The sequence below is a fragment of the Hymenobacter fastidiosus genome, assembly GCF_039539565.1.
Lineage (GTDB): Bacteria > Bacteroidota > Bacteroidia > Cytophagales > Hymenobacteraceae > Hymenobacter > Hymenobacter fastidiosus.
In genome coordinates, this window is sequence record NZ_BAABDJ010000008.1 from 44,224 (window position 1) to 68,466 (window position 24,243).

Here is a 24,243-nt window from a genome sequence, read left to right on the forward strand (position 1 = left end):
GGCGTAGGCTACGCGTAGACATGCCGTCTCATAAGACCCTTATTGCTCATTGATAATTGCTCACTGATAATTGATAATTGAAAACCACGCTGCATTACCGTCAGTACGGCGCGGGGCCGCGCGTTATCCTGGCTTTCCACGGCTATGGTCAGACCGAAGGCCACTGGCGCAGCGTAGCCGCCGCCCTGGGTGATGGCGTGACGGTGTATGCCTTCGACCTGTTCTACCACGGTCAGAGTCGGCTGGCCAAGGCCGATGCGCCGCTCAGCAAAAAGCGTCTGGGGGAGCTGCTGAACGAGTTTCTGACCGGGCACCACATCGATACCTTCGGCGTGCTGGCCTTCAGTATGGGCGCCAAGTTTGCCCTCGTGGCCGTGGAGCGGTTTCCGGCCCGGGTGGAGCAGGTCTGGCTGATTGCGCCCGACGGCATCCGCACCCGGTTCTGGTACGCCCTGGCCACTTATCCCCCCTGGATGCGCGGGGTGCTGGGCCGGGCCGTATTGCGCCCCCAGCGCCTGCTGCGCTTTATCGATGCTCTGGCCCAGCGCCGCCTGGTCGATTCGGGACTGGTACGCTTCGCGCAGTGGCAGCTCGACAGCCGCGAAAAGCGCCTGCGCGTGTACCGCAGCTGGGTAGGGTTTCGCCAGCTGGTGTTCGAGCTGAAAACGCTGGCCGCCCTCCTGAACCGCCGTCCTACGCCCGTCACGTTTTTCCTGGGTCAGCACGACCGGGTGATTCCCCACGCCGGCCTGCGGGAATTCATTGCCTCCCTGAAAAATGCCCGCACCATTCTGCTGAATGCCGGCCATGCCGGCCTTATTCACGACGTCGCGGCCCACCTACGGCAGCAGCCGGCGGAAGTGCGCTGGTAAGTAGTCCGCCTATAGACCTGTTCCCAAATACTCAAACATCCAAAAAAACAGAACGTCATGCTGAGCGAAGTCGAAGCATCTCGCGTGCTGATGTCTGATTGCTAATTCCAGCGTCAGCACGCGAGATGCTTCGACTTTGCGGACGCCAGATGAAGCATGACGCCTCCTTTTTAGTATTTGGGAACAACTCTTATTGCCAACCCAGCTCCTGCTCAGCCAATCGTCGGCTTTGCGGATCAAACCCCGCGAAAAACCCGGTTTCCGGTGTGCCGTGCTCGACTAAGAATGCCTGGGGTTGCGGCTGAAGGATTGGGCATCGGCGCGCCGGTCGGGGAGGGGAGACGTCATGGAGCAGCCGATAGAATATAGGGGCCGGAAGCAGGCCTGGCCGCGAGCCACCAACGCTTCAACTTGCTTATTCCACGGTTCAGCCGCCCGGGTTACCGCTTAGGTATATTCAGATTGGGAAATGAATCAGCTTCCGTTACTTTTAACTATTGCCAACCGCCAAAGCCCTACTCTTATGGAAGCTACCAACCGCGACCCCGAACTGTGGCGCCTCGCCAAAGCCCGCGCCAAGTTCAAATCCCACCTGTTCATTTATATCGGGGTGAACATTCTGCTCTGGGCTATCTGGTTGCTCACCGACAGCGACGGGGGCTGGTCCGTCAACCGCAACCAGTTCAACATCCCCTGGCCCATCTGGCCGACCGTATTCTGGGGCTTTGGCGTGCTGATGAACGGCATCCGGGTCTACAGCAGCTTTGGCGGCCAGCTCTCCGAGCGGGAGTACGAGCGGTTGGTGCGCCAACGGGAGGGCCGCTGAGCCACCCGCGTGCCGGTAGGCCGGCTTGGTAAGGCGGTAGCACTACTGGGAGGGCGAAAAACAGCTTCTTAGAAAATCCGGCGACAGGCGTTGCGGCTGGCTGGGCTGCGCCTGCCGCTCACCAGCCGCAACACCTGCCGCCGGCAGCGCCGGCCGGAAAGACAGCGCCCCGGGCAGAACCGGAAATCCATCAGCCCAGCGCGGGAAAACAGCCGAAGGGCGGAGCCGCCGCCGGGGCGGGGGTAACCGGAGAAGACGGTAGCGGGCACTGCATCCGGCAGTAGATGATCAGGGCCGAGAGCAGCGTGAGCCCCCCAACAGCGGCCAGCGCTGCCACCAGCCCAAACGCATCGGCCAGCAGGCCGGTGAGCAGCGCGCCGATGGCGTAGCCCGCGTCGCGCCAGAAGCGGAAGATGCCTACGCTGTGCGCCCGCTGCGGGAGCGGTGAATACTCGGCCACGGCCGCCAGAAACGTGGGATACACCAGCGCCGTGCCCGCCCCGAGCAGCGCCGCCAGCAGCAGAAAAGCCGGGTAAGCATTGGTGAAGCCCATAGCCAGCAGCACCGCGCCTTGCAGCAGCATCCCCCAGAAGAGCAGGTCTTTTTTGCAGAGGCGGTCGGCCAGCGGGCCGGTAACGAGCTGGCCCAGGCCCCACACGGCCGGGTACACAGCGGCTACGGTGCCAATCTGGGTCAGCGTAAAGCCCTTGCCGGCCAGCAGCAGTGGCAGCAGGCCCCACACCAGGCCGTCGTTGAGGTTGTTCACCAACCCGGCCTGCGTTACGGAGCCCAGGTTGGGGTGCCGCCAGCTCACGTCCCAGAAGGAAAGCGACGGGCCAGCAGAACCGGCCGGGGCCTGCGCGGCTTCCAGCGCAACGTGGGCGCGGGTGTCGCGCACCAGTAAGCTCCCCAGCAGCCCGGCCACCGCCAGGCCAATACCGAGGTAGAACGGGTAGGGCCGCAGGCCGTATTCCGTGGCCAGCCAGCCCGAGGCGAAGGCGGTAGCCGCCACAGCCAAATAGCCGGCCGACTCATTCAGGCCCATGGCCAGTCCGCGCTGCCGGGGGCCGACAAGGTCGATTTTCATCACTACCGTGCTCGACCAGGCCAGACCCTGGTTCAGGCCCAGCAGCACGTTGGCCACAATCACCCAGCCCCAGCTTGGCGCCCACAGCAGCAGCAGCGGCACGGGCAGGCCAAACAGCCAGCCCAGGAGTAGCAGATTTTTGCGCCCGATTCGGTTGGCCCAGGCCCCGGCGTAGTAGTTGGCCCCGGCTTTCGTGAGGCCGAAGACGACGATGAAGGAGAGAATAGCCGAGCGCGTCACCAGATGAAACTCCTGCTCGGCCAGCCGGGGCAGAATGCTGCGCTCCAGCCCCACCATGCCGCCCACAAAGGCATTGATGAGCACCAACAGGCCGAACTGCCGCCAGTTTTCGCGCAAGCCAAGTCGGGGAGGAGACATCAGGGCTTTGAAATCAAAGTAAGATATCCGGGCTGTTTGGGGGCTGCCGCTGCGGGCCGGCGAGGGTAGTGAGTAGCCGTTAGTGCGGCAGCTTATCGCGCAGGGCGCTATACGTCCAGGTGCCGGCCAGCGCGGCCAGAATCAGCACGGCGGCCGGGCCGCTGCCACTGCCCAATTGCGCGAACATCGGGCCGGGACAGGCCCCGGTCAGCGCCCAGCCGAGGCCGAAAAGGAAGCCGCCAATCCAGACGCCGTGGTTGAATTTCTTGTCGGCAATGACGATGGATTCGCCCGTAATGGTTTTGAGGTGGTTGCGCTTGATAAGCTGAATGGAAATCAGGCCCACCAGAATGGCCGAGCCGATGACCCCGTACATGTGGAAGCTTTGGAAGCGGAACATTTCCTGAATCCGAAACCAGCTGATGACTTCGCTTTTGGTGAGAATGATGCCGAAGAGCGTACCCAGCGCCAGGTATTTGAGGTATTTCATAGAGAGGGTGAAAACAGCAGCGGATAAATCAGCCAGGTCATGAACAGGCCGCCGGCAAAAAAGCCGATGACGGCCACCAGCGACACCCATTGTAGGTTGGAGAGGCCCGAAATGGCGTGGCCCGAGGTGCAGCCGCCGGCGTAGCGCGTGCCGAAGCCCACCAGAAAGCCGCCCAGCACCAGAAATACCCAGCCTTTCCAGTTGGCCAGATTATCCAGGGCAAACAGCTCGCGCGGCAGCAAGCCGGTAAAGTCGGTCAGGTGCAGCTGCGCTTTCAGGTCGCGCACCGTTTCGGGCGAGATGCCGATAACGGTGGGATGGCCCAGGAGCCGGTAGCCGATGAAGCCGCCCAGCGCGATGCCGAGCACGAACACCAGGTTCCAGATTTCGGCCCGCCAGTTATACCTCAGAAACGGGATGCCGGCCGGCACGCAGGCCGCGCACATATGGCGCAGCGAGCTGCTGATACCCAGCGCCTTGTTGCCCACGAGCAGCAGCGCGGGCACGGTCAGACCAATCAAAGGACCGGCCACGTACCAGGGCCAGGGTTGTTGCAGGAGTTCAAGCATGAAAACGGATTTCGAAATGAGATAGGCGGGTTACTTGGTGGTCAATGCTCCCGGCCAGTCGAGCACGCCGCCGAGCAGGTTGGCTACCTGCGCGAAGCCGGCTGTAGCGAGCTGGCCGGCGGCGCTGGCCGAGCGGGCCCCGCTGCGGCAGTACACGTAGGTGGGCCGGGTTTTATCCAGGGCCGCCACGCGCGGCCCGAAGTCGGACGCGGTGACATCGAGGTTGAACGCGCCGGGCAGGTGACCGGCGGCGAATTCATCGGGCCGGCGTACGTCCAGCAGCACCGCGCCGGGCTGTTGCCGGCCCTCGGCAAACTGCGCGGGCGTCAGGTTTTGAAAAGCCGGGGCAGAAGATTTAGTGAAATCGAGCATGATGGAATGAGTGGAGGTGGAAAAGTGAAAAACAGGTTGTCATGCTTCGCGCCGCAAAGCATGACCTTCTTTAGAGTTTAGTGAGCCGCCGTTGCGGGCTGAAAAGATTTCACGGCCTCGCTCAGGTCCAGCACTTCGGTGCCGGGCAGGGCCGAGGCCACGATGCTGCTGCCCGCGGCCGAGCGGTAGCCGCCGGCGCAGTGCACCACCACCGGCTTGGTGGTCGGAATCTCCGGGGCCCGCTCGCGCAGCTCAGGCAGCGGAATGTTGAGGGAGCCGGCAAAAATCGGCTCGTCGTGGTGCTCTGTGGCACTGCGGATGTCCACGATGGTGTACTGCTCCGGGTGCCGACGAAACTGGTTCACGTCCAGCACCGGCATCGTTGCCTCAGTGGCCGGGGTACCCACCAGCGCACCTTTAACCAGCGGCTCGTAGCCGATTTTGGCCGTTTTCTGAATCAGGTCTTCCCGCGTCGACTCATCGGCGGCTATCAGGTAGAACGGCTCCTCCGGCCCCACGATGGAGCCCAGCCAGGTTTCAAACTTGCCGCCCTGCTGGATGTTGATGGCGCCTTCCACATGGCCTTTTTTGAACTCGGCTTCGGGACGCGTGTCCACTACCACCGCGCCGGCTTGCAGCGCCGTGCCGGGGGCCAGGCGAGTTACCTGCTGCACGCTCAGGGCGTAGTTAGGCGCGCCGGCTTTGTTCAGGGCCACGTCGTAGCCGAAGTATTTGGGAATGAAGGGCTGGTTGGCCAGCAGCTCTTTTACGAAGTCTTCCTCGCTCAGAGGGCGTAGCATCGGGTTGCCGGCTTTTTCGGCTCCGATGGAGCTGCTGTTGGCCCCACTCAGAGCCTTGCCGCAGAGGCTGCCCGCGCCGTGGGCCGGGTACACCAGCACGTCGGCGGCCAGGGGCATGAGTTGCTCGCGCAGGCTGTGGTACATCTGCCGGGCCAGTTCCTCCCGCTGGGCGGTCAGGTTGCCCGTCTTTTCGCGCAGGTCGGGCCGGCCTACGTCACCGATGAAAAGCGTGTCGCCGGTGAACACGGCCACGTCTTTGCCTTCCCGCTCCAGCACGATGCTGAGCGAGTCGGGCGAGTGGCCGGGCGTATTCAGCGCCCGGAAGGTGAGCTTGCCCATGGTGAAGGCGTCGCCCTCGTCGAATGCTTCATGGACGTAATCGGCCCCCAGTAGCTTGCTCACGCGGATAGCGGCCCCGGTGGCTTGGGCAATTTCCAGGTGCGACGACACGAAGTCGGCGTGGGGGTGGGTTTCGATTACGGCTACGATTCTGGCGTCATTCGCTTGCGCGTAGTCGTAGTATTGCTGCGGGTTGCGGGCCGGGTCGATGAGCACAATTTCGCGGGCGCACTCGCTCAGGATGGCGTAGGAGAAATGGGCCAGGCCCTTGTCCTCAAACTGTTCGATTTTCATGTGATGCAACAAAAAAACGGGTGAGAGAAGGTGGAATGGACGTTTTAGGGGTGATGAAACAGCAGCTCTTTGGTCAGAATAAATGTGCCCATGGCCAGCGTGAACCAGCCGAAGGCCGGCTTTAGCTTAGCTCCCGGAACGAAGCGGGCCAGGTAAGTGCCCAGCACGATGCCCACCAGGGCAAAGGCCAGAAAGCCGAGCAGAAACGACCAGGCGATGGGGGTGCCCGCGCTCAGGTCGCCGGCGAAGCCGATCAGGGAGTTCAGCGCAATGATGGCCAGCGACGTGCCCACGGCCAGCTTCATGGGTAGGCGGGCGCCGAGTACTAAAGCCGGGATGATGAGAAAACCGCCGCCCGCACCCACGAAACCCGTAAGCGTGCCCACAACCAGACCAATGCCCAGAATCAGCGGGTAGTTGAAGACCTGCTGGTGGTGTAGCGCTTCGTCCAGCACCATCTCGGCCTGCTGGCTGCGAATCATGGAGGTGGCGGCTACTACCATCAATAGCGCGAAGGCTACCAGCACCAGCAGGTCTTTCGTGAAAACGATGCTGCCCACCGTAAACAGCTCGGGCGGAATAGCCGGCATGAGCAGCTTACGCACCGCAAACACGGCCAGCAGCGAGGGAACAAGGAATACGACCGCCGTTTTCAGCGACACCAGCCCCTTGCGGAAGTAGCCCGAAGCCCCCACTACCGAGGTAGAACCCACCACAAACAGCGAGTAAGCCGTGCTCAGCACGGGGCTCACACCCATCAGGTACACCAATACCGGCACGGTGAGGATGGAGCCGCCGCCGCCCATTATGCCCAGGGAAAGGCCAATGAAGATTGCCGCGAAGTAGCCAAGATAGGGAAGCATGGGGAACGGGGTTACGTATGAGTTTATGATAATTTGTTCATGTGTTTTGCTAAAAAAAAGGCGCGCCGCCTACAGGAAAGTGCACGCGGCCAGGCACTGAATCACGTCCACTACTTCGCGCATCTTCAGGGTGTAATAGATGTTCTTGCCCTCACGGTGCGAACTCAGAATGCCCTTAAGCTTCATGCCCGAAAGGTGGTGCGAGAGCAGACTCTGCTCTACCTGCAGTTTTTCACTCAGGTCAGTTACCGACAGGCTTTGCTGCTGAGCCAGCAGCTGTACGATGGCGATGCGCGTGGGATGGGCCGTCGTCTTGAGAATAAAAGCGACCTTTTCCATCTTCTCGGTGGTCAGGTTCAATTCAGCGTCGGGCAGGGCAGGAGCAGTCATAACTGGAAGCAAACTTATGAACAGTTGTTCATTTATACAAATGGAGAACCCCGGTTAGTTCCTCGCCTCTCATTATTAAATGGATGAGGTGGATACAGGAGGCACTCGTCACAACGGAGCAAATGAGTAAGCCCGGTCCCAGTCTGTTGTCGACAACTGCCCGCAGGAGCGCCCAAGAGCTGACAGGGAAAGACCGCAGAGATCAACCGACGTGTGGGCCGTCAGCAAAAAAAGTCCGTCAGGGAGAGCATCCTGCGGATCAGGCAGAGCCGAAGCATGACATTCTGGTTATCTGCCCTACCCGTAAGCAGATGAAGTAGCGACACAAGCGGGGCGTGGCCCAGGCAGGGTAGCTGGCCGATTTTGGCCACCTGCCTGTCTTGTTGGAGATAACTTGTTTTTGTGGGCTGCGTCTCATTGCCACGCAATGGGCGTGCGTGAGCGGAAAACAGGGGCTGCCCCGGTCCCGGCGCGGGAAAGCAAGTGGCCGGCCTGCCGCTGCAGCATCTCCTCACTGCCACCACATCGTCTGGGGCAGCGGGCCGGCGTTCAGCGTGACGGGCTGGCCGAGCTCGGGCGTGGTGATGGGCAGCCTGAGGCGGGCCGCTTCGGCCGTGGCCCGCCGGACGGGCTCGTTCCAGGCGTGGTTGGCTTCGGTGAAGGCGCCCCAGTGGACCGGCAGCAGCACCCGGGCCCGCACGTCGAGGGCGGCCTGCACGGTTTGCTCGGGCATCATGTGAATCTGGGCCCACTGCGCGTCATACTGGCCGCATTCCATCAGGGTCAGGTCGAAGGGGCCGTGCCGGCGGCCGATGGTTTGAAAGTGGGGGCCATAGCCGCCGTCGCCGCTGTAGAAGATCCGCCTGGTAGCCGACTTAATGACCCAGGAGCTCCAGGACGTGGCGTTGCGGTTCGTCAGGCCCCGGCCGGAAAAGTGGCGGGCCGGGGTGCTGACGATGGTCAGGCCCGGCAGCCGCACCGAGTCGTTCCAGTCCAGCTCCGACACCCGGGCCGGGGCCACGCCCCAGGCCAGCAGGTGGGCTCCCACGCCCAGCGGCACGTAGAAATGCGTGGTTTTGTCCTTGAGCCGCAGAATGGTCTGGTAGTCGAGGTGGTCGTAGTGGTCGTGCGAAATCAGCACCGCGTCGATGGGCGGCAGCTGCTCGGCGGTGATGGCCAGCTGCGGGTTATAGCGGTTCGGCGTCACCCACGACAAAGGCCCCATTTCCACGCTCAGCATGGGGTCGAGCAGGATATTTTGGCCGGCTATTTCCACCAGGCTGGCCGAGTGCCCAAACCACGTCACGCGCACCAGATCGATGGGTTTTTTGGTAATGGCCAGCGAATCGAGCGGCCGCATGGGCAGGGGCGCGGCGGGCTTTTTATCGGGCACTTTATTGAACAGGAAACGCCAGAGCATGGAAACCGTGCTGCTGCCGGTCATCAGCTCTGTGGGTACCAGGTTCCTGAATTCGCCGTCCCGGTAGTGGCCTGACCGGGCGTAGGCGGCCTGCTGGGCCTTGGTGGGCTTGCCGCCCAGCTCCGGGCTCAGGTTGGCAAACGCCACGCCCGCCACCAGCAGGATGGCCACGCCGCTGGCCGCCAGGCGAACCACCGCTTTCAAAGGGTTGCGCATAATCTGAATGGGGAATAAGAGCGGATTGCGGTTGGTAGCCGGCCGGCGACCCCAGGTGATGCCGGCCGCTCAGCAAAGAAAGAGAAGCGCCGGGGAAGCTGAACAACTGAGGTTACGCGGGGCATTACGGAAACTGAGGAGTTCGGAGCAAGGAGTTAGAAGCAAGGAGCAAGAATACGAGCCGGTTGCCGATGTAAGGTGCGTCGGCCTGGTCACCCGTTTCGTTCCGGCATCTTTTACCACCGGCTCCCTAAACTCCTAGCTCCTAGCTTCCGGCTCCTTACTTCTACCATCCGGCAACCCACCGCACCCGGCGTAACAGCAGTGAATAAGCAGACGCGCCGGAGGGGAAGATACTTTAGCGGCGGCTTCTTCCCCGCCAAAACCACTGCGTCCGTCGGCCCGCAACCTTCGGACTACGACCGGAGTTTGAGGCAGTATGATGCGTCGTCTTCTTCCCCTGGCTTTCCTCGCGCCCCTGGCTTTCGGCTTCACGGCTGAATCGCCCACGGCGGCGGCCGATGCCAACCTCAGCAAAATCAGGCTGCCGGCCGGCTTCACCATCAGCTACTTCGCGCAGGGCGTGAAAAGTGCCCGGGAGCTGGCCGTCGGCCCCGATGGTACCGTGTATGTGGGCACCAAAGACGACAAAGTATACGCCCTGCCCGACCGCAACAAAGACGGCCGGGCCGATGAAGTCGTGACCATTGCCGCGGGCCTGAACGCGCCCAACGGCGTGGCCGTGCGCAACGGCGCGCTGTACGTGGCCGAAATCAACCGTATCCTGCGCTACGACAACATTGCCCGGACGCTGAAGCAGAAGCCCCGGCCGGCCGTGGTCTACAGTGAGCTGCCCAACAGGGACTGGCACGGCTACCGCTATATCGCCTTCGGCCCCGACGGGAAGCTCTACATCCCGGTGGGCGCCCCTTGTAATTCCTGCGAGCCGGAAGAGCCGATTTTCGGCACCATCAACCGCCTGAATGCCGACGGCAGCGGCTTTGAAACCGTGGCCAAGGGCGTGCGCAACACCGTGGGCTTCGACTGGAGCCCGATAGACAAAGCCCTTTGGTTCACCGACAACGGCCGGGATATGCTGGGCGATAACTCACCCGCCGACGAGCTGAACCGCATGGCCGGCCCCGGCCTGCACTACGGCTTTCCCTACTTCTTCGCCGGCGACGTCCCCGATCCGCAGCTCAGCCAGGGCAAGTCGGCGGCTACCTATGCCCGGCCCGCCCGCAAGCTGGGCCCGCACGTGGCGGCGTTGGGGATGAAGTTCTACACCGGCAAGCAGTTTCCGGCCCAGTACCGCAACCAGATCTTTATCCCCGAGCACGGCTCCTGGAACCGCAGCAACAAAATCGGCTACCGCATTTCCCTGGTCAGGCTCGATGCCGGCGGTAAGCAGACCACCAGCTACGAAACCTTCGCCGACGGCTGGCTGCAGGGCCAGAAAAGCTGGGGCCGCCCCGTGTGCCTGCTCATGCTCCCCGACGGCTCCCTGCTCGTCTCCGACGACCAGAACGACGCCGTGTACCGGATCAGCTATAAGGGGTAACGCGAAGTTTGCCTTCGCTAATCCGGGTGCGCCGGACGGAATAAGTACCCGGCGGCGCGGGCGATTCGCGAAGTGAAACTTCGCGTTACATTTAAGGCGATGAAAAAGCAGCGTATTCCGAAGCGGGTGGTGGGGCGGCGGGAGTTGGTTGATTTTCCGCAGTTCAAGCTGTGGGGCGTGGAAGCCAAGGTCGATACCGGCGCCTTCACCGGCGCCCTGCACTGTTCCAATATCCACGTTGAAACGATGCCCGACGGCCGCCCGGTGCTGCGCGTGCTGCTGCTCGACGACGAGCACCCGCAGTTCGACCGCCGGCCCCTGGAATTCGTGGACTTCACCCTGCGCGATATTAAAAGCTCCAACGGCGAGGTGCAGGAGCGCTACGTTATCCGTACCGTCATCCGGCTGTTCGACGAGGATTTCGACACCGAGTTTTCCCTGTCCGACCGCTCCGATATGCGCTACCCCGTACTCATCGGGCGGCTGCTGCTGCGGCGGGGGCGGTTTGTCGTCGACGTCACCCGGCGCAACGTGTCCTACAAGTTTTTGACCGTCGTCCGGCCGCGGCCTTAGCCGTATTACGTACTTTTGCCGCCACACCTGCTTCTGCTCCTCCCTCACCACCCCAAGCACCCTCCCCAATGAAACTGGCGATTTTGTCGCGTGAGCCGAAGCTGTATTCCACTTCCCGACTGGTGGAAGCCGCTCAGCAGCGCGGCCACGAGGTGGTGGTAATCGACCATCTGAAATGTAACCTGGTGCTGGAAAAAGGCGCGCCCGGCATTGTGTATCAGGATGCCCGGCTCGAAAAAGTGGATGCCATCATCCCGCGCATCGGAGCTTCGGCCACGTTCTACGGCACGGCCGTGGTGCGGCAGTTCGAGATGATGAAAGTCAAGACGGCCGTTGAGAGTCAGGCCATCATCCGCTCCCGCGACAAGCTGCGCTCGATGCAGATTCTGTCCCGGGCCGGGGTGGGAATGCCCAAAACCGCGTTTACCAACTACTCCAACGAGGTTTCGGAGCTGATTGATCTGGTGGGTGGTGCGCCCGTCATCATCAAGCTGCTCGAAGGCACCCAGGGCCTGGGCGTCGTGCTGGCCGAGTCGGCGAAGGCGGCGCAGTCGGTGATTGAAGCCTTTCACAACCTCAAGGCCCGCATCATCGTGCAGGAGTTTATTGCCGAGAGCAAGGGCGCGGACCTGCGGGCCTTCGTGGTCAACGGGGAAGTGGTGGGGGCCATGAAGCGCCAGGGTAAGGAAGGCGAGTTCCGCTCGAACCTGCACCGCGGCGGTACCGGCACCCTCGTCAAGCTCACCCGGGCCGAAAAGGCCGCGGCCCTGCTGGCTACCAAAGCCCTGGGCCTCGGCATTGCCGGCGTCGATATGCTGCAAAGCAAGCGGGGGCCGTTGGTGCTGGAAGTGAATTCCTCGCCCGGTCTCGAAGGCATCGAAAAAGCCACCGGCCTCGATATTGCCGGCAAGATCATCGAGTACACGGAGCAGCTCACCCGCCGCAAAACCAAGCCCAAGAGTGATACGGCCGTCAAAGCCGCCGCCGCGATGCCCGATGCCCAGTCCGACGTACCGCAAAACTAAGGCGCAGTCTTAGGAAAGCGCTGGCCCAATAGTTTCATAATCCCCCGCAGCAGCTGTTTCGGTTCGCCTTGGCAGGGCTGGGCGGGGTAGTAGTTCCGCTTGCCGCGCGGACGAATTTTTTCACCGGGGTCGGCTACCGGCAACAGCAACCTCGCGCTGCTGCTGCTGGGGCTCCCGGCTTCCTCCGCCCTGATCCGCTGGTCCGGTAAGGCTCTGCGCCATCGTCGGCCGGGGGTTTAACTTTTACGCTCTTGACGCCCGCCAGCCTCCCCACCGATATTTGCCTCAACGGTCTTATCATCCGCCCCGGCGAGCGGGTGCTTACGCGGCTGGTGATTTCCAAGCTGCCCTCGGGCACCGTGATTGACGTGCCGGTGCACGTATTCCGCTCCACCGTGCCCGGCCCCACGGTGCTGCTGCTGGCCGGGATGCACGGCGACGAGGTGAACGGCATCGAAACCATCCGGCGGCTGGTGCGGCGCAACCTGCTGCAGCCCCTGCGCGGTACCATCATCGCCATTCCCATCCTCAACATCTACGGCTTTCTGAATTTCAGCCGCGAGGTGCCCGACGGCAAGGACGTGAACCGCAGCTTCCCGGGCCACCCGCGCGGCTCCCTGGCCAGCCGCGTAGCCCACCGCTTCATGCGCGAAATCATGCCCCTGGTCGATTGTGGTATCGATTTTCATACCGGCGGCGCGGCCCGAAGCAATATGCCCCAGGTGCGCTGCCTGCTCGGCCACCCCGATACTGACGCCCTGGCCCGGGCTTTTGCCGCGCCCTTCACCCTGCACGCTGCCCTTCGGCCCGGCTCGTTGCGCGAAGCGGCCTTTCAGCAGCAGAAAACCATTATCGTCTACGAAGCCGGCGAGTCGCTGCGGCTCGATGAGGCGGGCATCGACATGGCTATTGCGGGCACGTTCCGGGTGCTTCATCATCTGGCCATGGTCGCGGAGGCGGCGCCGCCGGCCTGGCCCAGCATCGTGTGTCTGCGCCATACCTGGCTGCGGGCCAAGTTCGCGGGGCTGTTCCGCAGCCACGTCCAAAACGGCGACTTTCTGGCAAAGGGTCAGGTATACGGCAGCGTGGCCGACCCCTACGGCGAGGGGGCCGTGCGCCTGGAGGCGCCCGTGTCGGGCTACGTTATCGGCCTCAACCACATGCCCGTGGTCAACCAGGGCGACGCGCTGCTGCACATGGGCCTGGTAGATGAGGCCGAAGCCGCCCGCATAGCCCGCAATCCGCCCTTCAACGAAAAGCCCGGCCGCCGCGAGGAAACCGAGGACATGGATGAAGTAGACTAACCGGTATCACTCCGGCTCCCCGGCACCAGGGAAAAGGCTACGCCGCCGAAGTCCTGCGGGCCCTGCTCACCTATTGCTTCGCCGGCCTGGGCCTGCACCGGGTGGTGGCCAGTACCGGTTGCCGGAACCACGCCCCGGTGCGCCTGCCGGCTCGGGTGGGCATGCGGCGGGAAGCGCATTTGCGGCAGAACATCTGGTTCAAAGGGGCCTGGGGCGATGAGTACGTCTAGGCCGTGCCGGGCCAGGAGTGGCCTCCGGCGCCGTAATAACCAGACTGCCGGGTGGGGCGCTTGCCGGTTTTTGCGTTTCTTTGGGCTGCCCTTGACGGGCTACTTTTCTCTTTCCACTTTTTTTGCCCAATGAACAATCCCCTGCGCCTGATTATCGACGCCGTACTGGTGGTGGCCGTGGCCATTCTGTTTTACCTGCACTTCTCCTCCACACCCGCGGCCGCGGTTGCCGCCAAACCCGTTGCCGTACAAACATCCTCCGCCGATACCACGGCTACCGACGAGGTAGCGGCCCCGGAGCCGGCCGTAGCCGTAGCCGATACCAACAAGGTTGCCTACGTCGAATCGGGTAAGCTGCTCGACGGCTACAAGGGCATGCAGGCGGCCCGCCGCGCTTTTGAAGCCAAGGCCAAAGGCTGGGAGCAGCAGAACAACAACCTGATCCGCAGCTTCCAGACCGCCGTGCAGCAATACCAGAAGCAGGCCGAGAGCCTGACCCCGGAGCAGCGCGCCGCCACCGAGCAGAAGCTCCAGGTTCAGCAGCAGCAGTCCGGCCAGGCCCAGGAGAAACTCCAGCGCCAGGCGCAGGAAGAAGAAGCCAAGATGACCCAGCAGGTGCTGAGCCGCATCAATAAGGAAGTGGAAGCCTACGGTAAAGCCAATGGCTACAAGCTGATCCTGATTGCGGCCCCGAGCGGTACCATTGCCTACGGTCGCAAAGACATCGACATCACCAACCGGGTGCTCCGGCGCCTGAACGACGAATACGGCGCGAAAAAGTAAAAGCGCGGTATCGCAGCAGAGCCAACGCCGGCCGTTTTAACTAACGGCCGGCGTTTTTAGGTCAGCGCATAAACAGGCAACTTTCGCCGGACTTTCGGCCTCCTGTCAAAGCCTACCGGAAGCTGCCCGGGGGCCGTTGAGCAGCAGCCCTGGGCTACCCGGCCCCTTACCGTTCCACTACAGTTGTTATTGCTATGATCCGATGTCTCCGCTTGCTGGCTCTGGTGGCCCTGTGGCTGGTGGCCGGGCCTGGTCTGGCCCAGCAGAAGTTTACCATCAGCGGCTACGTGCGCGACCAGGCCACGGGTGAAAGCCTGATTGGCGTGGCCGTGGTGAATCCCGGCGGTGGGCAGGGCACCTCTACCAACACCTACGGCTTCTACTCCCTGACGCTGCCCGCCGCCGCCGACTCGGTGCGGCTGCTGGTGTCGTACCTGGGCTATGAGAAAGCGCGGCTAACGGTGCCAGCCGGGCGCAGCGTGAACCACACCTTCCAGCTGCAAACCAGCAGCAGCGAGCTGGCGGGGGTGGAGGTGGTGGGCAGCAAAGAGGAGAAAATAGCCCAGACCACCCGCATGGGCACCATTAACATTCCCATTTCCCAGATCAAGCTGCTGCCCGCCCTGCTCGGCGAAACCGACGTGCTGAAAGTGCTGCAGCTGCTGCCCGGCGTGCAGAGCGGGGGCGAGGGGCAAAGCGGTCTGTACGTGCGCGGCGGCTCCCCCGACCAGAACCTGGTTTTGCTCGACGGCACGCCGGTCTACAACGCGGCCCACCTGTTCGGCTTCTTCTCGGTGTTCAATGCCGATGCCATCAACAACGTGGAGCTGATCAAGGGAGGCTTTCCGGCCCGTTACGGCGGCCGGTTGTCGTCGGTGCTGGATATCTCGATGAAGGAGGGCAACATGAAGGAGTTTCACGGCGAAGGGGCCGTGGGCATCGTGGCCGCGAAGCTGACCCTGGAAGGGCCGATCAAAAAGGATACGGCTTCCTTTATCTTCTCGGCCCGCCGTACTTACCTCGACGTGCTGGCTCAGCCTTTAATCAAGGCCGCTGCCGCCGCCGATGGCGTTGAGGCCACGATTGGCTACTTTTTCCACGATCTGAATGGCAAGCTCAACTGGAAGCTGGGCCGCCGCGACCGGCTCTATCTGAGCACCTACGCCGGCTACGACAAGTTTTACGCCCGCACCAAAGACACCTATAACGAAGGCGACTACACCAGGCTGAATTCGGCCCTGGGCTGGGGCAACCTGACGTCGGCCCTGCGCTGGAACCACGTGGTGAACGACCAGCTGTTCATGAATACCAACTTCACCTATTCCAAGTATCAGTTCAACGTCGGCATCACGGAGGAAGACCGCCGTACGGAGAATGGCCAGGCGAAAACTACTAAGTACGACCTGCGCTACCTGTCCAACATCCGGGACCTGAGCCTGAAAACCGACTTCGACTACGTGCCCAACCCCGACCACTACATCCGGTTCGGGGGCCAGTACATTCTGCACTCGTTCCGGCCCGGCGCACTGCAGGCCAAGGACAGCAGCGACCCGGCTAACGCGCTCAGCTCCGGCCAGCAGAAGCTGGGCAGCGAAGCGGGCCTGTACGCCGAGGACGACTACCGCCTCACCGACCGGCTGAAGGTAAACGGCGGCGTGCGGCTCAACGGCTTTCTGGTCGACAACACGCTGTATCCGTCGCTGGAGCCCCGGCTGGCGGCCCGCTACCTGCTCACCGCAGACTGGGCCCTGAAGGCGGCCTACGCCCGCACCACCCAATACATTCACCTGCTCACCAACAGCGGCATTGGCCTGCCCACCGACCTGTGGGTGCCCGCTACGGCCCGCATCAAGCCCCAGCGGGCCCAGCAGCTCAGCATCGGGGCGGCCCGCACCGTGCGCTTCCGCGACGCGGACTACGAGCTGAGCTTCGAGAGCTACTACAAGCCCATGCAGAACCTTATTGAGTACCGCGAAGGCACCAGCTTCCTTGGCACCACGGACAGCAACTGGGAAGATAAAGTAACCAGCGGCCAAGGCTGGGCCTACGGGGCCGAGCTGTTTCTGCAGAAGAAAACCGGCCGCACCACCGGCTGGATCGGCTACACCCTGGCCTGGAGCAAGCGCCGGTTTACGGAGCTCAACCAGGGCCGCATCTACCCCTACAAATACGACCGGCGCCACGACATGTCGCTGGTCGTGATTCACACCTTCAGCCCTACGCTCACCCTGTCCGGCACCTGGGTATACGGCACCGGCAATGCCACCACGCTGGCTGAAGGACGCTTCAATCTGGGCCCGGCCGGCACGTACGAGGACTTCGGCTCGCGCAACGGCTACCGGATGCGGGCCTACCACCGCCTCGACCTCGACCTGAGCCATACCAAGAAGAAAAAGTGGGGCGAAGTGGTGAACAGCTTCAGCCTCTACAATGCCTACAGCCGCCGCAATCCTTACTATATCTATTTCCAGCAGGGCTACGAAGACCAGAACGGCAACGTCGAGGAAGAGTCGAGCTTCCGGCAGATGTCGCTCTTCCCCATTATTCCCTCGTTCAGCAAAAGCTTTAAATTCTAACCGATGAAAACGCGCCTCCTTTTCAAGGGAAAGAACCTGCTGGCAGCCCTGCTGCTGCTGGCCGCGCTGCCGGGCTGCGACACGGCCGTTGATTTGCCCGAGCCGCCGCATACGCCGCGCATTGCCCTGACCTACACGCTGAGCAATACCGCGCCGGCAATGCTCTTCGTGAGCAGCAGTCAGCGCATCTTCGAAACCAGGCCGTTGTCCGGCCGGGATGATGCCACCGTCGAAATCCGGGATGGCCAGGGCACGGTGGTCGAGCGGTTCCGGTCGGTGGGCTCCGGGCCCAACCAGTTCGGCCCCGGCAGCTACGAGCCTATTCTGGGGCTGCGGGGGCAGCCGGGCCAGACCTATACCCTGCGGGCGGCCGTGCCGGGCCTCGAAACGGCGGAAAGCACCCTGACCATGCCCCTGCCGCCCGTTATCGAAAGCGCCGCCTTTACGCCCCGCGCCAACGACCCCAACAGCCAGACGAACCTTACCCGGGGCCGCCTGCAAATCACCGTTGCCGACAACGGCCGCACCACCGATTACTACCTGGCCTTTGCCCGCGTTCTGGATAAGCAGGGAAATCCGGGCAACTGGTCCTCCGTCGTCCTGGACGGGAGCAGTGAAGGCGATGATTTTGCCGTGGACCGGTTTCAGCTTTCCTCGGGAAACTCCTACGGCGGCTACGGCATCTATCCGTATCCGGACACGAACGTGAACGGCCAGCGGGTATCGCTCAACTCCAACGTCAGCTTCTACTCCCAATTGTTCTGCGACCCCAACCAATCCAGCTGCCCGGAAGCCGGCTACCTGGAAGTAAGCGTTCAAAGCATCACGGCCGACACCTACAACTTCTACCAGTCGCAGCGGCGCTATGTTGATGGGGGCGGCAGCCCCTTTGCCGAGCCGGCGCCGCTTGCCTCCAACATCAGGCCCGGCTACGGCCTGTTCGGCGGCGCTGCCGAAGCGTCTTACCGCGTCAGGCTTTTCTAGGCCGCGGCGTACTGATGTGAGGATGGGGTTGCGCAGTCAGGGTTTTAAACCCGCCCCGTGGCCGGCAATCAGAGGAGCAGAGCCGTGCCAAACCAGGGGCTCCTCTGCTACGAAAAACATCCTGACACTTCCCGCCCTGCTTCTGCTGCTCCTCCCGGGCGGCTTGCTGACCAGTTGCGCGGCCCCGGCTCAAACCGTGGTAGTCCGTCACCATGCACCGCGGCGGGCTTATTATCAGCCCCGCCCCACGGTAGTGGTCGTGGCGCCCGCTCCGGGGGTGGTGCGCCCGCGGCCGGTGGTAGTGGTGCCGGCCCGGCCGCGTTATATCCGGCCCGCCCGTCCGCCCCGGTACGTCCGGGTCCGGTAGTAAGTCAATCGAAAAAGACCTCAGCACGCTACGCGCCTTGTCCTTCCCCAAATCCTGGGTGGGCTTGCCCGGATGTAGTTCACGCAGGGTCCCGCTGGGGCAAAGCGCAGGGTCTCGCAGTGCCATTCAGTAAAGACACGGCGGAACACGGCGCTTTACCCCTGCGGGACCCTGCGTGAAAGCTTCCTCGCTGCCGCTACAAAAGTTTTGGGGAAGGACAGGGGCCCGCTAAGTGCCGGGGTATTTTTTTGGGCTGGCGCCAGCGTTTTATTGCCGGACCAAGCGTTTTATAATCATGCCCTGGGGCGTTTGCAGGCGCACCGTGTAGAGGCCCGCCTGCAGCGCACTCACGTCCAGCTCGTTTGCCGGGGACGGGAGGGAAAAGCGCAGCACCTGCTGACCCAGGGCGTTGAGCACTTCGCCGGTCAGGGACCCCGTCAGGCCGGCGAGCCGGAGGGTAACGAGGCCAGTAGTGGGATTGGGAAAGAGCTGGAGCTGCGCCGTGGGCGCGGCCGGCGGGGTGCGCAGCGGGATAACCTGGAAACTGCCGAAGTTATAGCGCTGCTGATTGATAAATGGGGCCGTTCCAATCGCCAGCTGCTCATCACGGCGCAGCACGATCTGCTGAGCGTTGTAGGTAAGCAGGGCCCGGCTCCAGTCGTTGATGGCCCAGGCCGTGCCGCTCCAGACCTCCTGCAAAAGGCTGAGACGGTTGTTGTAGGCATCGTAGGTTTCGGTGGTCCGGGAGTCGTTCAGCCAGGGGCCCGCGGGGTTAGGCCGGGCCTCATAGGTACTCACGCTGCTGCCATTGGTCTGGTAGGTGGCCGTTAGCCGCAGCACGCTTACCCAGAAGATGTTAATGGGAATCTGGATTTGCAGGCCGGTGGCGAGCTGCCGGCCGGCATCGTACCAGGTGATGCCCGTTACGCGGAACTCATCCTGCCACTGCCCGCCGGACCAGCGCTGCACCGTGAACTCGGTGTAGGGACCGGAAGCCGGAATCTTGTAGGTGATTCTGACATCATTGACGAAGCTGGTGGTAGCGGTGCTGAAAGTCTGTACTACCTGCTGGGCCAGGAAGCCGGTGGTGGTGTAGTTGTTGGCCGAGCGCGTGCCGGCCGTTGTGCTCCACGCCCCGCTGATCCAGTCCTGATTCAGCTCTTCGGTGGGGGTGCCCCGCGCATCGAAGGTGGCAGTGCGGCGGAACGAGTTTTCCCAGCTGCCCCCGGTATAGTCCTGCTGCAAGGTCTGGGTGAGCTGGTTTCCGGCGGTGTAGGTGTAATTCAGCCGATAGGTGGGGCTGGCCGTAGCCGAGTCGGCGTGGGTTTCCTGACTGAGCCGGGCCTGCGCGGTATAGGTGTAGAGAACAAGCTGCGGGGCTTCCCACCGGTTGGTTGCCGGGTTCCACTCGTAGCGCATCACCCGACCGGGCTGGGTTACGCTCGTTTGCTGGCCCCGCTGCGCCGCCGCGGCCGGGCCGGGCAGCCGCAGGCCCGGCGAATAGCGGTGTACTAGTGTTTCCAGGCTGCTGAGAGCTACGGTGGGCAAGTGGCAGGTTTGGGCCGCCACAGAGCCGGCGCTGCCCAGCACGGCATACAGCAGGAAGTAGAATGCTTTCATAATCCGCACGGAAAAAAAGGAGGTGATACCCGAAAATCAGAGGCGTTTAGCCGGGTTGGTAAAGATATTCAATGCTCCGCTAAAAGGCTGATGGGCAGGTAATGAAGCGTTTCATCTTTGTGGTCGCAGGAGGACCGGACGGGCGCTGACGGCCCATGAAAAAAGTCCCGGCCAGCCGGCCGGGACTTTTCCGTAGTATTCGCTTGGGCCCGCCTATTCGCGCACCAGTCGTTTCACAACGGTGCCCTCCGCCGCGCGGACCCGCACGGAGTATACGCCTACCGGCAGCTCGCTCAGGTCAAGCAGCTGGCTGATAACGCCCCGGCGGGGACGTACGCTCAGCTCCTGCACCGCCTGGCCCAGCGTATTATGCACCGTTACCTGCACGGCGCCCTGCTCCCGCAGGCCCGTCAGCTCCAGGGTTGCCGTACGGGTCGTCGGGTTCGGGTACAGGCTGGCGGCGGCATTCAGGGCCCCGGCCGTAGCGGCCGTGGGGCGGCTCACGAACCGGAGGTAGAAGCGCTGACCGGTGTAGCTGGTCTCCATCTGGAAAGCGTACACGGAGTCCACCAGCAGATTCTGCTGCCGGCCCAGCACCCGGTCTTCCAGCAGCACCTCGGTACCAGCGGGCAGGTTGAGCAACTGGCCCGCGCGAAGGGTATGCGGCCCGGATTTGCTCACCCGCACTCCCAGCGGAATGCTGGCCTCAGCCGACAAGCCCGGCAGGCCGTTGATGCTCAGCCCATCGGCCCCCGCGATGCTCCACAGCGAGGGAATACCGCTGCCGTTAAGCTGGATTTTATAGGCGTCGTGGTTGGGCCGGAAGCCCAGGCCGGCGCTCGGGTCGAAGTAGAACACCGTTTCATCGCCCTGACCGGTGGCGTTGCGCACGTGCAGCCGGACAATGGGCCGCACTGCCGCGGTAGGGTGGCCGTTGCTGCCCCGGTTGAAAACGGGGCTGATGTAGGCCGTAGGCCGCACGTCGTTGGTCATGCTCAGCGTGGCCGTAGCCGTGGTGGCCCGGACGAAAAAGCCCTGCATGGCGGCGAGGTCTTTGCTTCCCCCGTTCTGCCCGATGCCGTCAACGTAGCTGCTGTAGGTGCCGGTGTACTGGCCCGAGGGCACGAACACGTACAGCGCCTTATCCACTCCGGCCGCCGTTGGCACCTTATCCCAGTCGATGGGGGAAGGGTAGGGGTTACCGCCCAGGTTCCAGCCCGAGCCGGTTTGGCCGCCCCGGGTCATGGCGAAGCTTACCGCGCCGTTGGCCAGCGTGCCGCTGACATCTACCGTCGTGGTCGGGGTGGTCTGAACGGTGTAGCCCTGGCCCGGCACCAGATTATCGGCCGCCAACGGCACCATCCAGCCCCGGTCAAACAGGTCGGTCGCCGTCGAGTTCAGGCGGCTTTCGTCGTACTTGAAGAACGTGGGAAACGGCGTCACGGTGTTGCCCTGGGTGTTGTAGTCCGGGTTCAGGTTGAACCCGGGTACGTCGTCGGCAAACTCCTGCACGGTGGCCGTGCCCAGCTGCATCGGCGACGAATAGTGCCGGTAGCCTTCAGTGCCGACCCCGGTGATGAACCGCTCCATGGTGCTGCGGCCCGTTACGCTGCCTCCCCCGCTGGGGTTGACCACCATAGCCGTGCCGGTAGCATCCGAGAGCAGCGTCAGGTTGCCGTTGGAAGCCAGGTTGCCACTGGTCAGCGTAAGCAGGTGCCGCAGGCGCAGCGGGGTCTGGAGCGTTACGCCGGCGGGGTTGTTCACCGTCAGGTCGAAGAGGCGCAGCGCCGGGCCGCTGAGGGTTTGGGCCGTGCTGCCGGAGCAGAGCAGCGTGCCGTTCCCGGCATTCAGGGTGCCGTTGTTCACCAGATTACCCAGCAGCGCGAAGGAGCCGTTCAGCGTGAAGGACGCCCCGGTGGCTATCGTCAGGTGCAGAGCCGTCGGCACGGGGCCACCGGCGCCGAGGATCGGATATGTCGTCATCCCGGCGGGAATCAGAATGCTGCTCGTGCTGATCGGTACGGTGCCGCAGCTCCAGTTGGCCGGCTCGAACCAGCTGTTGTTCAGGGCTCCGCTCCAGGTGAAGGCCCCGGCCGCCGTCAGCACCAGATTGGTGCCGTTGTCGGCCCCGGGCGTAGCGGGCTGACTGCCGACTACCCGGATCCGGTAGCCGGTGCCGGCCGCGGTGCCGGCCGGGATGATAGCCGCAATGGTTCCGGTGGTGGTGCCGGTCAGCGTGCCGATGCTTACCGGGCTGCCGCCAAATATGCCCGTGGCGGAGGAAAGCTGGGCCGTGAAGACGTTGCCGGTCGTGAAGCCGGTGGCCGTGAAGGGCACGCTCAGCGCGGTGCCCGCGCAGTAGCCGGCCGCCAGGCTACCCGTCTGAATACTGGCTACTGTCACCGGCGGGCTCACCACCACCGGGGTGATGACCGTCGTGGTGCAGCCGTTCAGCGTAATCGTCACCTGGTAATTGCCCGCGTTGGCCGCCGTGGCCCCGCTGATGGTTTGATTCGGCCCGGTGGCTGAGTAATTGTCAGGATCGGTCCAGGTGTACGTCGCGCCGCTGATGCCGGTGGCCGTCAGCGAAATGCTGGACCCCGTGGCGACGGGCGAGTTCGAGCCGGCGGAAGCCGCGCTCAGGTTGGTGATGGTCAGGGCCGAGCCGTTGTCGTTGCTGATAATGACCGGGTTCGAGCTTTCGAGCCGCAGGCGGTAGCCGCTGCCCGAAGCCGTGCCCGCCGGAATGGTGATGCCCACCGTGCCGGCCGTGGCGCTGGTCGTGCTTACCGAGCCGACGACCGGGCTACTGGCCGAGAACGTGCCGCTGGCATCGGAAAGCACCGCCGAAATGACATTGCCGGCGCTGAAGTTCGGGCCGCTGGCCGTGTAGCTCAGCGTGTAGCCGGTGCCGGGGCACAGCGGGCCATTGAAGGCCGACAGCGTGAGCGTGGTCACGGGCACGGGCGGCGTAACGGTCACCGGCGTGGTGGCCGAGGCCGGGCAGCCCGCCGCGTTCGTAATCGTGAGCGTGTAGGTGCCCGACTGCGACGCCTGGGCGTTGGTCAGCTGCGGGTTTTGCAGCGTGCTCACGGTGGCGGTGCCGCCGCCGGAGTACGCGGCCGTCCACAGGTAGGTGTTGCCGGCCACGGCCGGACCACCCGTCAGCAGCACCGTGCCACCCTGCGGCACCGGCGAGTTGCTGCCCGCCGTCGCGGTGGGCAGGGCGTTCAGGGTGATGTTCGAGCCGTTGTCGTTGCTGACGATGGTGCCCGGGTTCGAGCCCACCAGCCGGATGCGGTAGCCGTTGCCGGGGGTGGCATTGGCGGGAATAGTGGCCGTGAGCGAGCTATTGCCCTGCCCGCTGAAACTGGTGGAGCCAATAGCGGTAGGCGCGGCAAACGAGCCGCTGGCATCCGATAGCTGGGCCGTAATGGTGTTGCCGGCCGGGAACGGGTTGCCCGAAACTGCGAAGCTGATGGTCCGCGACGCGCCCAGACAAATGGGCCCGCTGAACGTGGTCATGGCCAGAATGGGGTCCGTCGAGGTTTGCACCGTCACGTCCACGAAGCTGCTGGAAGTGCAGGTGCCCAGCGTCACGGTCAGGTTGTAGCGGGCCACGCCGGCCGTTGTGGTGCTGGTAGTGGGGCTTTGCAGCGTCGAGGTAAACCCGCCGGGCCCGGACCAAGCGTAGGTAGCGCCGGGGTAGGTGGGGGTCACGCCCAGGGCGATGGGCGCCCCGTTGGCTACCGAGGCCGGACCGGTGGCCTGGCTCACCGGCGTGGTGTTAATCGTGAGGTTCACGCCGTTGTTGGTGCCCGTGGTGGCGGGGTTGCTGGCCACTACGCGCACCCGGTAGCCGCTGCCGGCCGGGGTGGCCTGGGGCAGGATGCCCGTGAGCACGCCGCCGTTGGCGCTGATGCTTTGCAGGGTGCCCAGCAGCGGCGCGTTAGCCGCAAACACGCCGCTGGCATCCGAGAGCTGGAAGTTGAACGCGTTGCCCGCCCCGTAGAGTGCCGTATTGGTGCTGAAGGGTACCGTAATGGTGGTGCCCGTGCAGTACGTGGCGGGCGAAATCGTGCCCGTGGCAATGGCCTGCGGGTAGAGGTAGCTGGCCGCCGAGCAGGCGGTGCCGCCGGGGGTGGTCACGCAAATCTGGCCATCGGTGCCGCCCGCCGGGGCGCTCACCGTGAAGCCGTTGGCCGTGTTGTTGGTAATGGCCCCGGCCGCCGTGCCGTTAAGAAGCTGTTTGAGTTAGCAGAATTTGAGCACCCGTTTGATGTTTGCCAAGCTAATCCATGCGT

21 protein-coding genes are annotated in these 24,243 nt (G+C 63.5%); 11 read left to right on the forward strand and 10 right to left on the reverse strand.

The features are described 5' to 3' along the window. The first annotated feature begins 77 nt into the window (after positions 1-77). Both ABD833_RS07530 and ABD833_RS07535 read left to right on the forward strand, forming a co-directional pair. Complete coding sequence (locus ABD833_RS07530) at positions 78-872, forward strand: alpha/beta fold hydrolase (RefSeq protein ID WP_345072058.1); 795 nt, start codon at positions 78-80, stop codon at positions 870-872. A 523-nt stretch (positions 873-1,395) separates the two neighbouring features. Further along, a complete protein-coding gene (locus tag ABD833_RS07535; RefSeq protein ID WP_345072060.1) occupies positions 1,396-1,698 on the forward strand; it encodes a 2TM domain-containing protein in 303 nt (100 codons plus the stop codon). A 190-nt stretch (positions 1,699-1,888) separates the two neighbouring features. Here the strand turns inward: ABD833_RS07535 and ABD833_RS07540 are convergent, their stop codons facing one another. The 8 genes from ABD833_RS07540 to ABD833_RS07575 form a co-directional block, all read right to left on the reverse strand. After that, the gene (locus ABD833_RS07540; RefSeq protein ID WP_345072061.1) at positions 1,889-3,163 is read right to left on the reverse strand and encodes an MFS transporter; all 1,275 of its coding nucleotides are present in this window, start codon (positions 3,161-3,163) and stop codon (positions 1,889-1,891) included. A gap of 79 nt (positions 3,164-3,242) precedes the next feature. Next, a complete protein-coding gene (locus tag ABD833_RS07545; protein ID WP_345072063.1) occupies positions 3,243-3,653 on the reverse strand; it encodes a DUF6691 family protein in 411 nt (136 codons plus the stop codon). Then, positions 3,650-4,222 carry a YeeE/YedE family protein gene (locus tag ABD833_RS07550; RefSeq protein WP_345072065.1) on the reverse strand — a complete coding sequence of 191 codons (573 nt, stop codon included), beginning with the start codon at positions 4,220-4,222 and terminating at the stop codon, positions 3,650-3,652. Before ABD833_RS07550 ends, ABD833_RS07545 begins: the two co-directional genes overlap by 4 nt. Positions 4,223-4,252: 30 nt before the next feature. Next, positions 4,253-4,594: a rhodanese-like domain-containing protein gene (locus ABD833_RS07555; RefSeq protein WP_345072067.1), complete on the reverse strand. Its 342-nt coding sequence runs from the start codon at positions 4,592-4,594 to the stop codon at positions 4,253-4,255. 77 nt (positions 4,595-4,671) lie between these two features. Then, complete coding sequence (locus ABD833_RS07560; protein ID WP_345072068.1) at positions 4,672-6,027, reverse strand: MBL fold metallo-hydrolase; 1,356 nt, start codon at positions 6,025-6,027, stop codon at positions 4,672-4,674. A gap of 44 nt (positions 6,028-6,071) precedes the next feature. Continuing rightward, complete coding sequence (locus ABD833_RS07565) at positions 6,072-6,890, reverse strand: sulfite exporter TauE/SafE family protein (protein ID WP_345072070.1); 819 nt, start codon at positions 6,888-6,890, stop codon at positions 6,072-6,074. 69 nt (positions 6,891-6,959) lie between these two features. Then, positions 6,960-7,280, reverse strand: coding sequence for an ArsR/SmtB family transcription factor (locus ABD833_RS07570; protein ID WP_345072071.1), 321 nt, complete (start codon positions 7,278-7,280; stop codon positions 6,960-6,962). Positions 7,281-7,791: 511 nt separating this feature from the next. Beyond that, on the reverse strand, positions 7,792-8,916 hold the full coding sequence (locus ABD833_RS07575; protein ID WP_345072073.1) for an MBL fold metallo-hydrolase: 1,125 nt from the start codon (positions 8,914-8,916) through the stop codon (positions 7,792-7,794). 439 nt (positions 8,917-9,355) lie between these two features. On the opposite strand from ABD833_RS07575, the gene ABD833_RS07580 reads away from it, so the two are divergent. The 9 genes from ABD833_RS07580 to ABD833_RS07620 all read left to right on the forward strand — a co-directional run bounded on the left by ABD833_RS07580 (position 9,356) and on the right by ABD833_RS07620 (position 18,319). After that, positions 9,356-10,477 (forward strand): PQQ-dependent sugar dehydrogenase, encoded by a 1,122-nt coding sequence (locus tag ABD833_RS07580; protein ID WP_345072074.1) that lies wholly within the window; start codon positions 9,356-9,358, stop codon positions 10,475-10,477. 99 nt (positions 10,478-10,576) lie between these two features. After that, positions 10,577-11,050, forward strand: coding sequence for an ATP-dependent zinc protease family protein (locus ABD833_RS07585; RefSeq protein WP_345072076.1), 474 nt, complete (start codon positions 10,577-10,579; stop codon positions 11,048-11,050). Positions 11,051-11,118: 68 nt separating this feature from the next. Further along, positions 11,119-12,075 (forward strand): 30S ribosomal protein S6--L-glutamate ligase, encoded by a 957-nt coding sequence (gene rimK, locus ABD833_RS07590; RefSeq protein WP_345072077.1) that lies wholly within the window; start codon positions 11,119-11,121, stop codon positions 12,073-12,075. Positions 12,076-12,326: 251 nt separating this feature from the next. Beyond that, a complete protein-coding gene (locus tag ABD833_RS07595) occupies positions 12,327-13,379 on the forward strand; it encodes a succinylglutamate desuccinylase/aspartoacylase family protein (protein ID WP_345072078.1) in 1,053 nt (350 codons plus the stop codon). Between the two features lie 62 nt (positions 13,380-13,441). Next, positions 13,442-13,609 carry a GNAT family N-acetyltransferase gene (locus ABD833_RS19335; protein WP_425553586.1) on the forward strand — a complete coding sequence of 56 codons (168 nt, stop codon included), beginning with the start codon at positions 13,442-13,444 and terminating at the stop codon, positions 13,607-13,609. A 129-nt stretch (positions 13,610-13,738) separates the two neighbouring features. Continuing rightward, a complete protein-coding gene (locus ABD833_RS07605; protein WP_345072081.1) occupies positions 13,739-14,392 on the forward strand; it encodes an OmpH/Skp family outer membrane protein in 654 nt (217 codons plus the stop codon). Between the two features lie 194 nt (positions 14,393-14,586). Beyond that, entirely contained in the window at positions 14,587-16,968 is a 2,382-nt protein-coding gene (locus tag ABD833_RS07610) for a TonB-dependent receptor (protein WP_345072083.1), read from the forward strand. Between the two features lie 3 nt (positions 16,969-16,971). After that, positions 16,972-17,952, forward strand: a complete 981-nt coding sequence (locus ABD833_RS07615; protein WP_345072085.1) for a DUF4249 domain-containing protein — start codon at positions 16,972-16,974, stop codon at positions 17,950-17,952. 163 nt (positions 17,953-18,115) lie between these two features. Then, on the forward strand, positions 18,116-18,319 hold the full coding sequence (locus ABD833_RS07620) for a hypothetical protein (RefSeq protein ID WP_345072086.1): 204 nt from the start codon (positions 18,116-18,118) through the stop codon (positions 18,317-18,319). Positions 18,320-18,586: 267 nt separating this feature from the next. Here the strand turns inward: ABD833_RS07620 and ABD833_RS07625 are convergent, their stop codons facing one another. Together ABD833_RS07625 and ABD833_RS07630 are read right to left on the reverse strand one after the other, a co-directional pair. Next, positions 18,587-19,939, reverse strand: a complete 1,353-nt coding sequence (locus ABD833_RS07625) for a T9SS type A sorting domain-containing protein (RefSeq protein WP_345072087.1) — start codon at positions 19,937-19,939, stop codon at positions 18,587-18,589. Between the two features lie 213 nt (positions 19,940-20,152). Then, on the reverse strand, positions 20,153-24,127 hold the full coding sequence (locus tag ABD833_RS07630) for a T9SS type A sorting domain-containing protein (protein WP_345072088.1): 3,975 nt from the start codon (positions 24,125-24,127) through the stop codon (positions 20,153-20,155). Positions 24,128-24,243: the final 116 nt, after the last annotated feature.

Excerpts from the sequence above, each read along its gene's own strand:
- ABD833_RS07535 (WP_345072060.1), top strand. The coding sequence starts at position 1,396 with ATGGAAGCTACCAACCGCGACCCCGAACTGTGGCGCCTCGCCAAAGCC.
- ABD833_RS07540 (WP_345072061.1), bottom strand. The coding sequence starts at position 3,163 with ATGTCTCCTCCCCGACTTGGCTTGCGCGAAAACTGGCGGCAGTTCGGC.
- ABD833_RS07545 (WP_345072063.1), bottom strand. The coding sequence starts at position 3,653 with ATGAAATACCTCAAATACCTGGCGCTGGGTACGCTCTTCGGCATCATT.
- ABD833_RS07550 (WP_345072065.1), bottom strand. The coding sequence starts at position 4,222 with ATGCTTGAACTCCTGCAACAACCCTGGCCCTGGTACGTGGCCGGTCCT.
- ABD833_RS07555 (WP_345072067.1), bottom strand. The coding sequence starts at position 4,594 with ATGCTCGATTTCACTAAATCTTCTGCCCCGGCTTTTCAAAACCTGACG.
- ABD833_RS07560 (WP_345072068.1), bottom strand. The coding sequence starts at position 6,027 with ATGAAAATCGAACAGTTTGAGGACAAGGGCCTGGCCCATTTCTCCTAC.
- ABD833_RS07565 (WP_345072070.1), bottom strand. The coding sequence starts at position 6,890 with ATGCTTCCCTATCTTGGCTACTTCGCGGCAATCTTCATTGGCCTTTCC.
- ABD833_RS07570 (WP_345072071.1), bottom strand. The coding sequence starts at position 7,280 with ATGACTGCTCCTGCCCTGCCCGACGCTGAATTGAACCTGACCACCGAG.
- ABD833_RS07575 (WP_345072073.1), bottom strand. The coding sequence starts at position 8,916 with ATGCGCAACCCTTTGAAAGCGGTGGTTCGCCTGGCGGCCAGCGGCGTG.
- ABD833_RS07580 (WP_345072074.1), top strand. The coding sequence starts at position 9,356 with ATGATGCGTCGTCTTCTTCCCCTGGCTTTCCTCGCGCCCCTGGCTTTC.
- ABD833_RS07585 (WP_345072076.1), top strand. The coding sequence starts at position 10,577 with ATGAAAAAGCAGCGTATTCCGAAGCGGGTGGTGGGGCGGCGGGAGTTG.
- rimK (WP_345072077.1), top strand. The coding sequence starts at position 11,119 with ATGAAACTGGCGATTTTGTCGCGTGAGCCGAAGCTGTATTCCACTTCC.
- ABD833_RS07605 (WP_345072081.1), top strand. The coding sequence starts at position 13,739 with ATGAACAATCCCCTGCGCCTGATTATCGACGCCGTACTGGTGGTGGCC.
- ABD833_RS07610 (WP_345072083.1), top strand. The coding sequence starts at position 14,587 with ATGATCCGATGTCTCCGCTTGCTGGCTCTGGTGGCCCTGTGGCTGGTG.
- ABD833_RS07615 (WP_345072085.1), top strand. The coding sequence starts at position 16,972 with ATGAAAACGCGCCTCCTTTTCAAGGGAAAGAACCTGCTGGCAGCCCTG.
- ABD833_RS07625 (WP_345072087.1), bottom strand. The coding sequence starts at position 19,939 with ATGAAAGCATTCTACTTCCTGCTGTATGCCGTGCTGGGCAGCGCCGGC.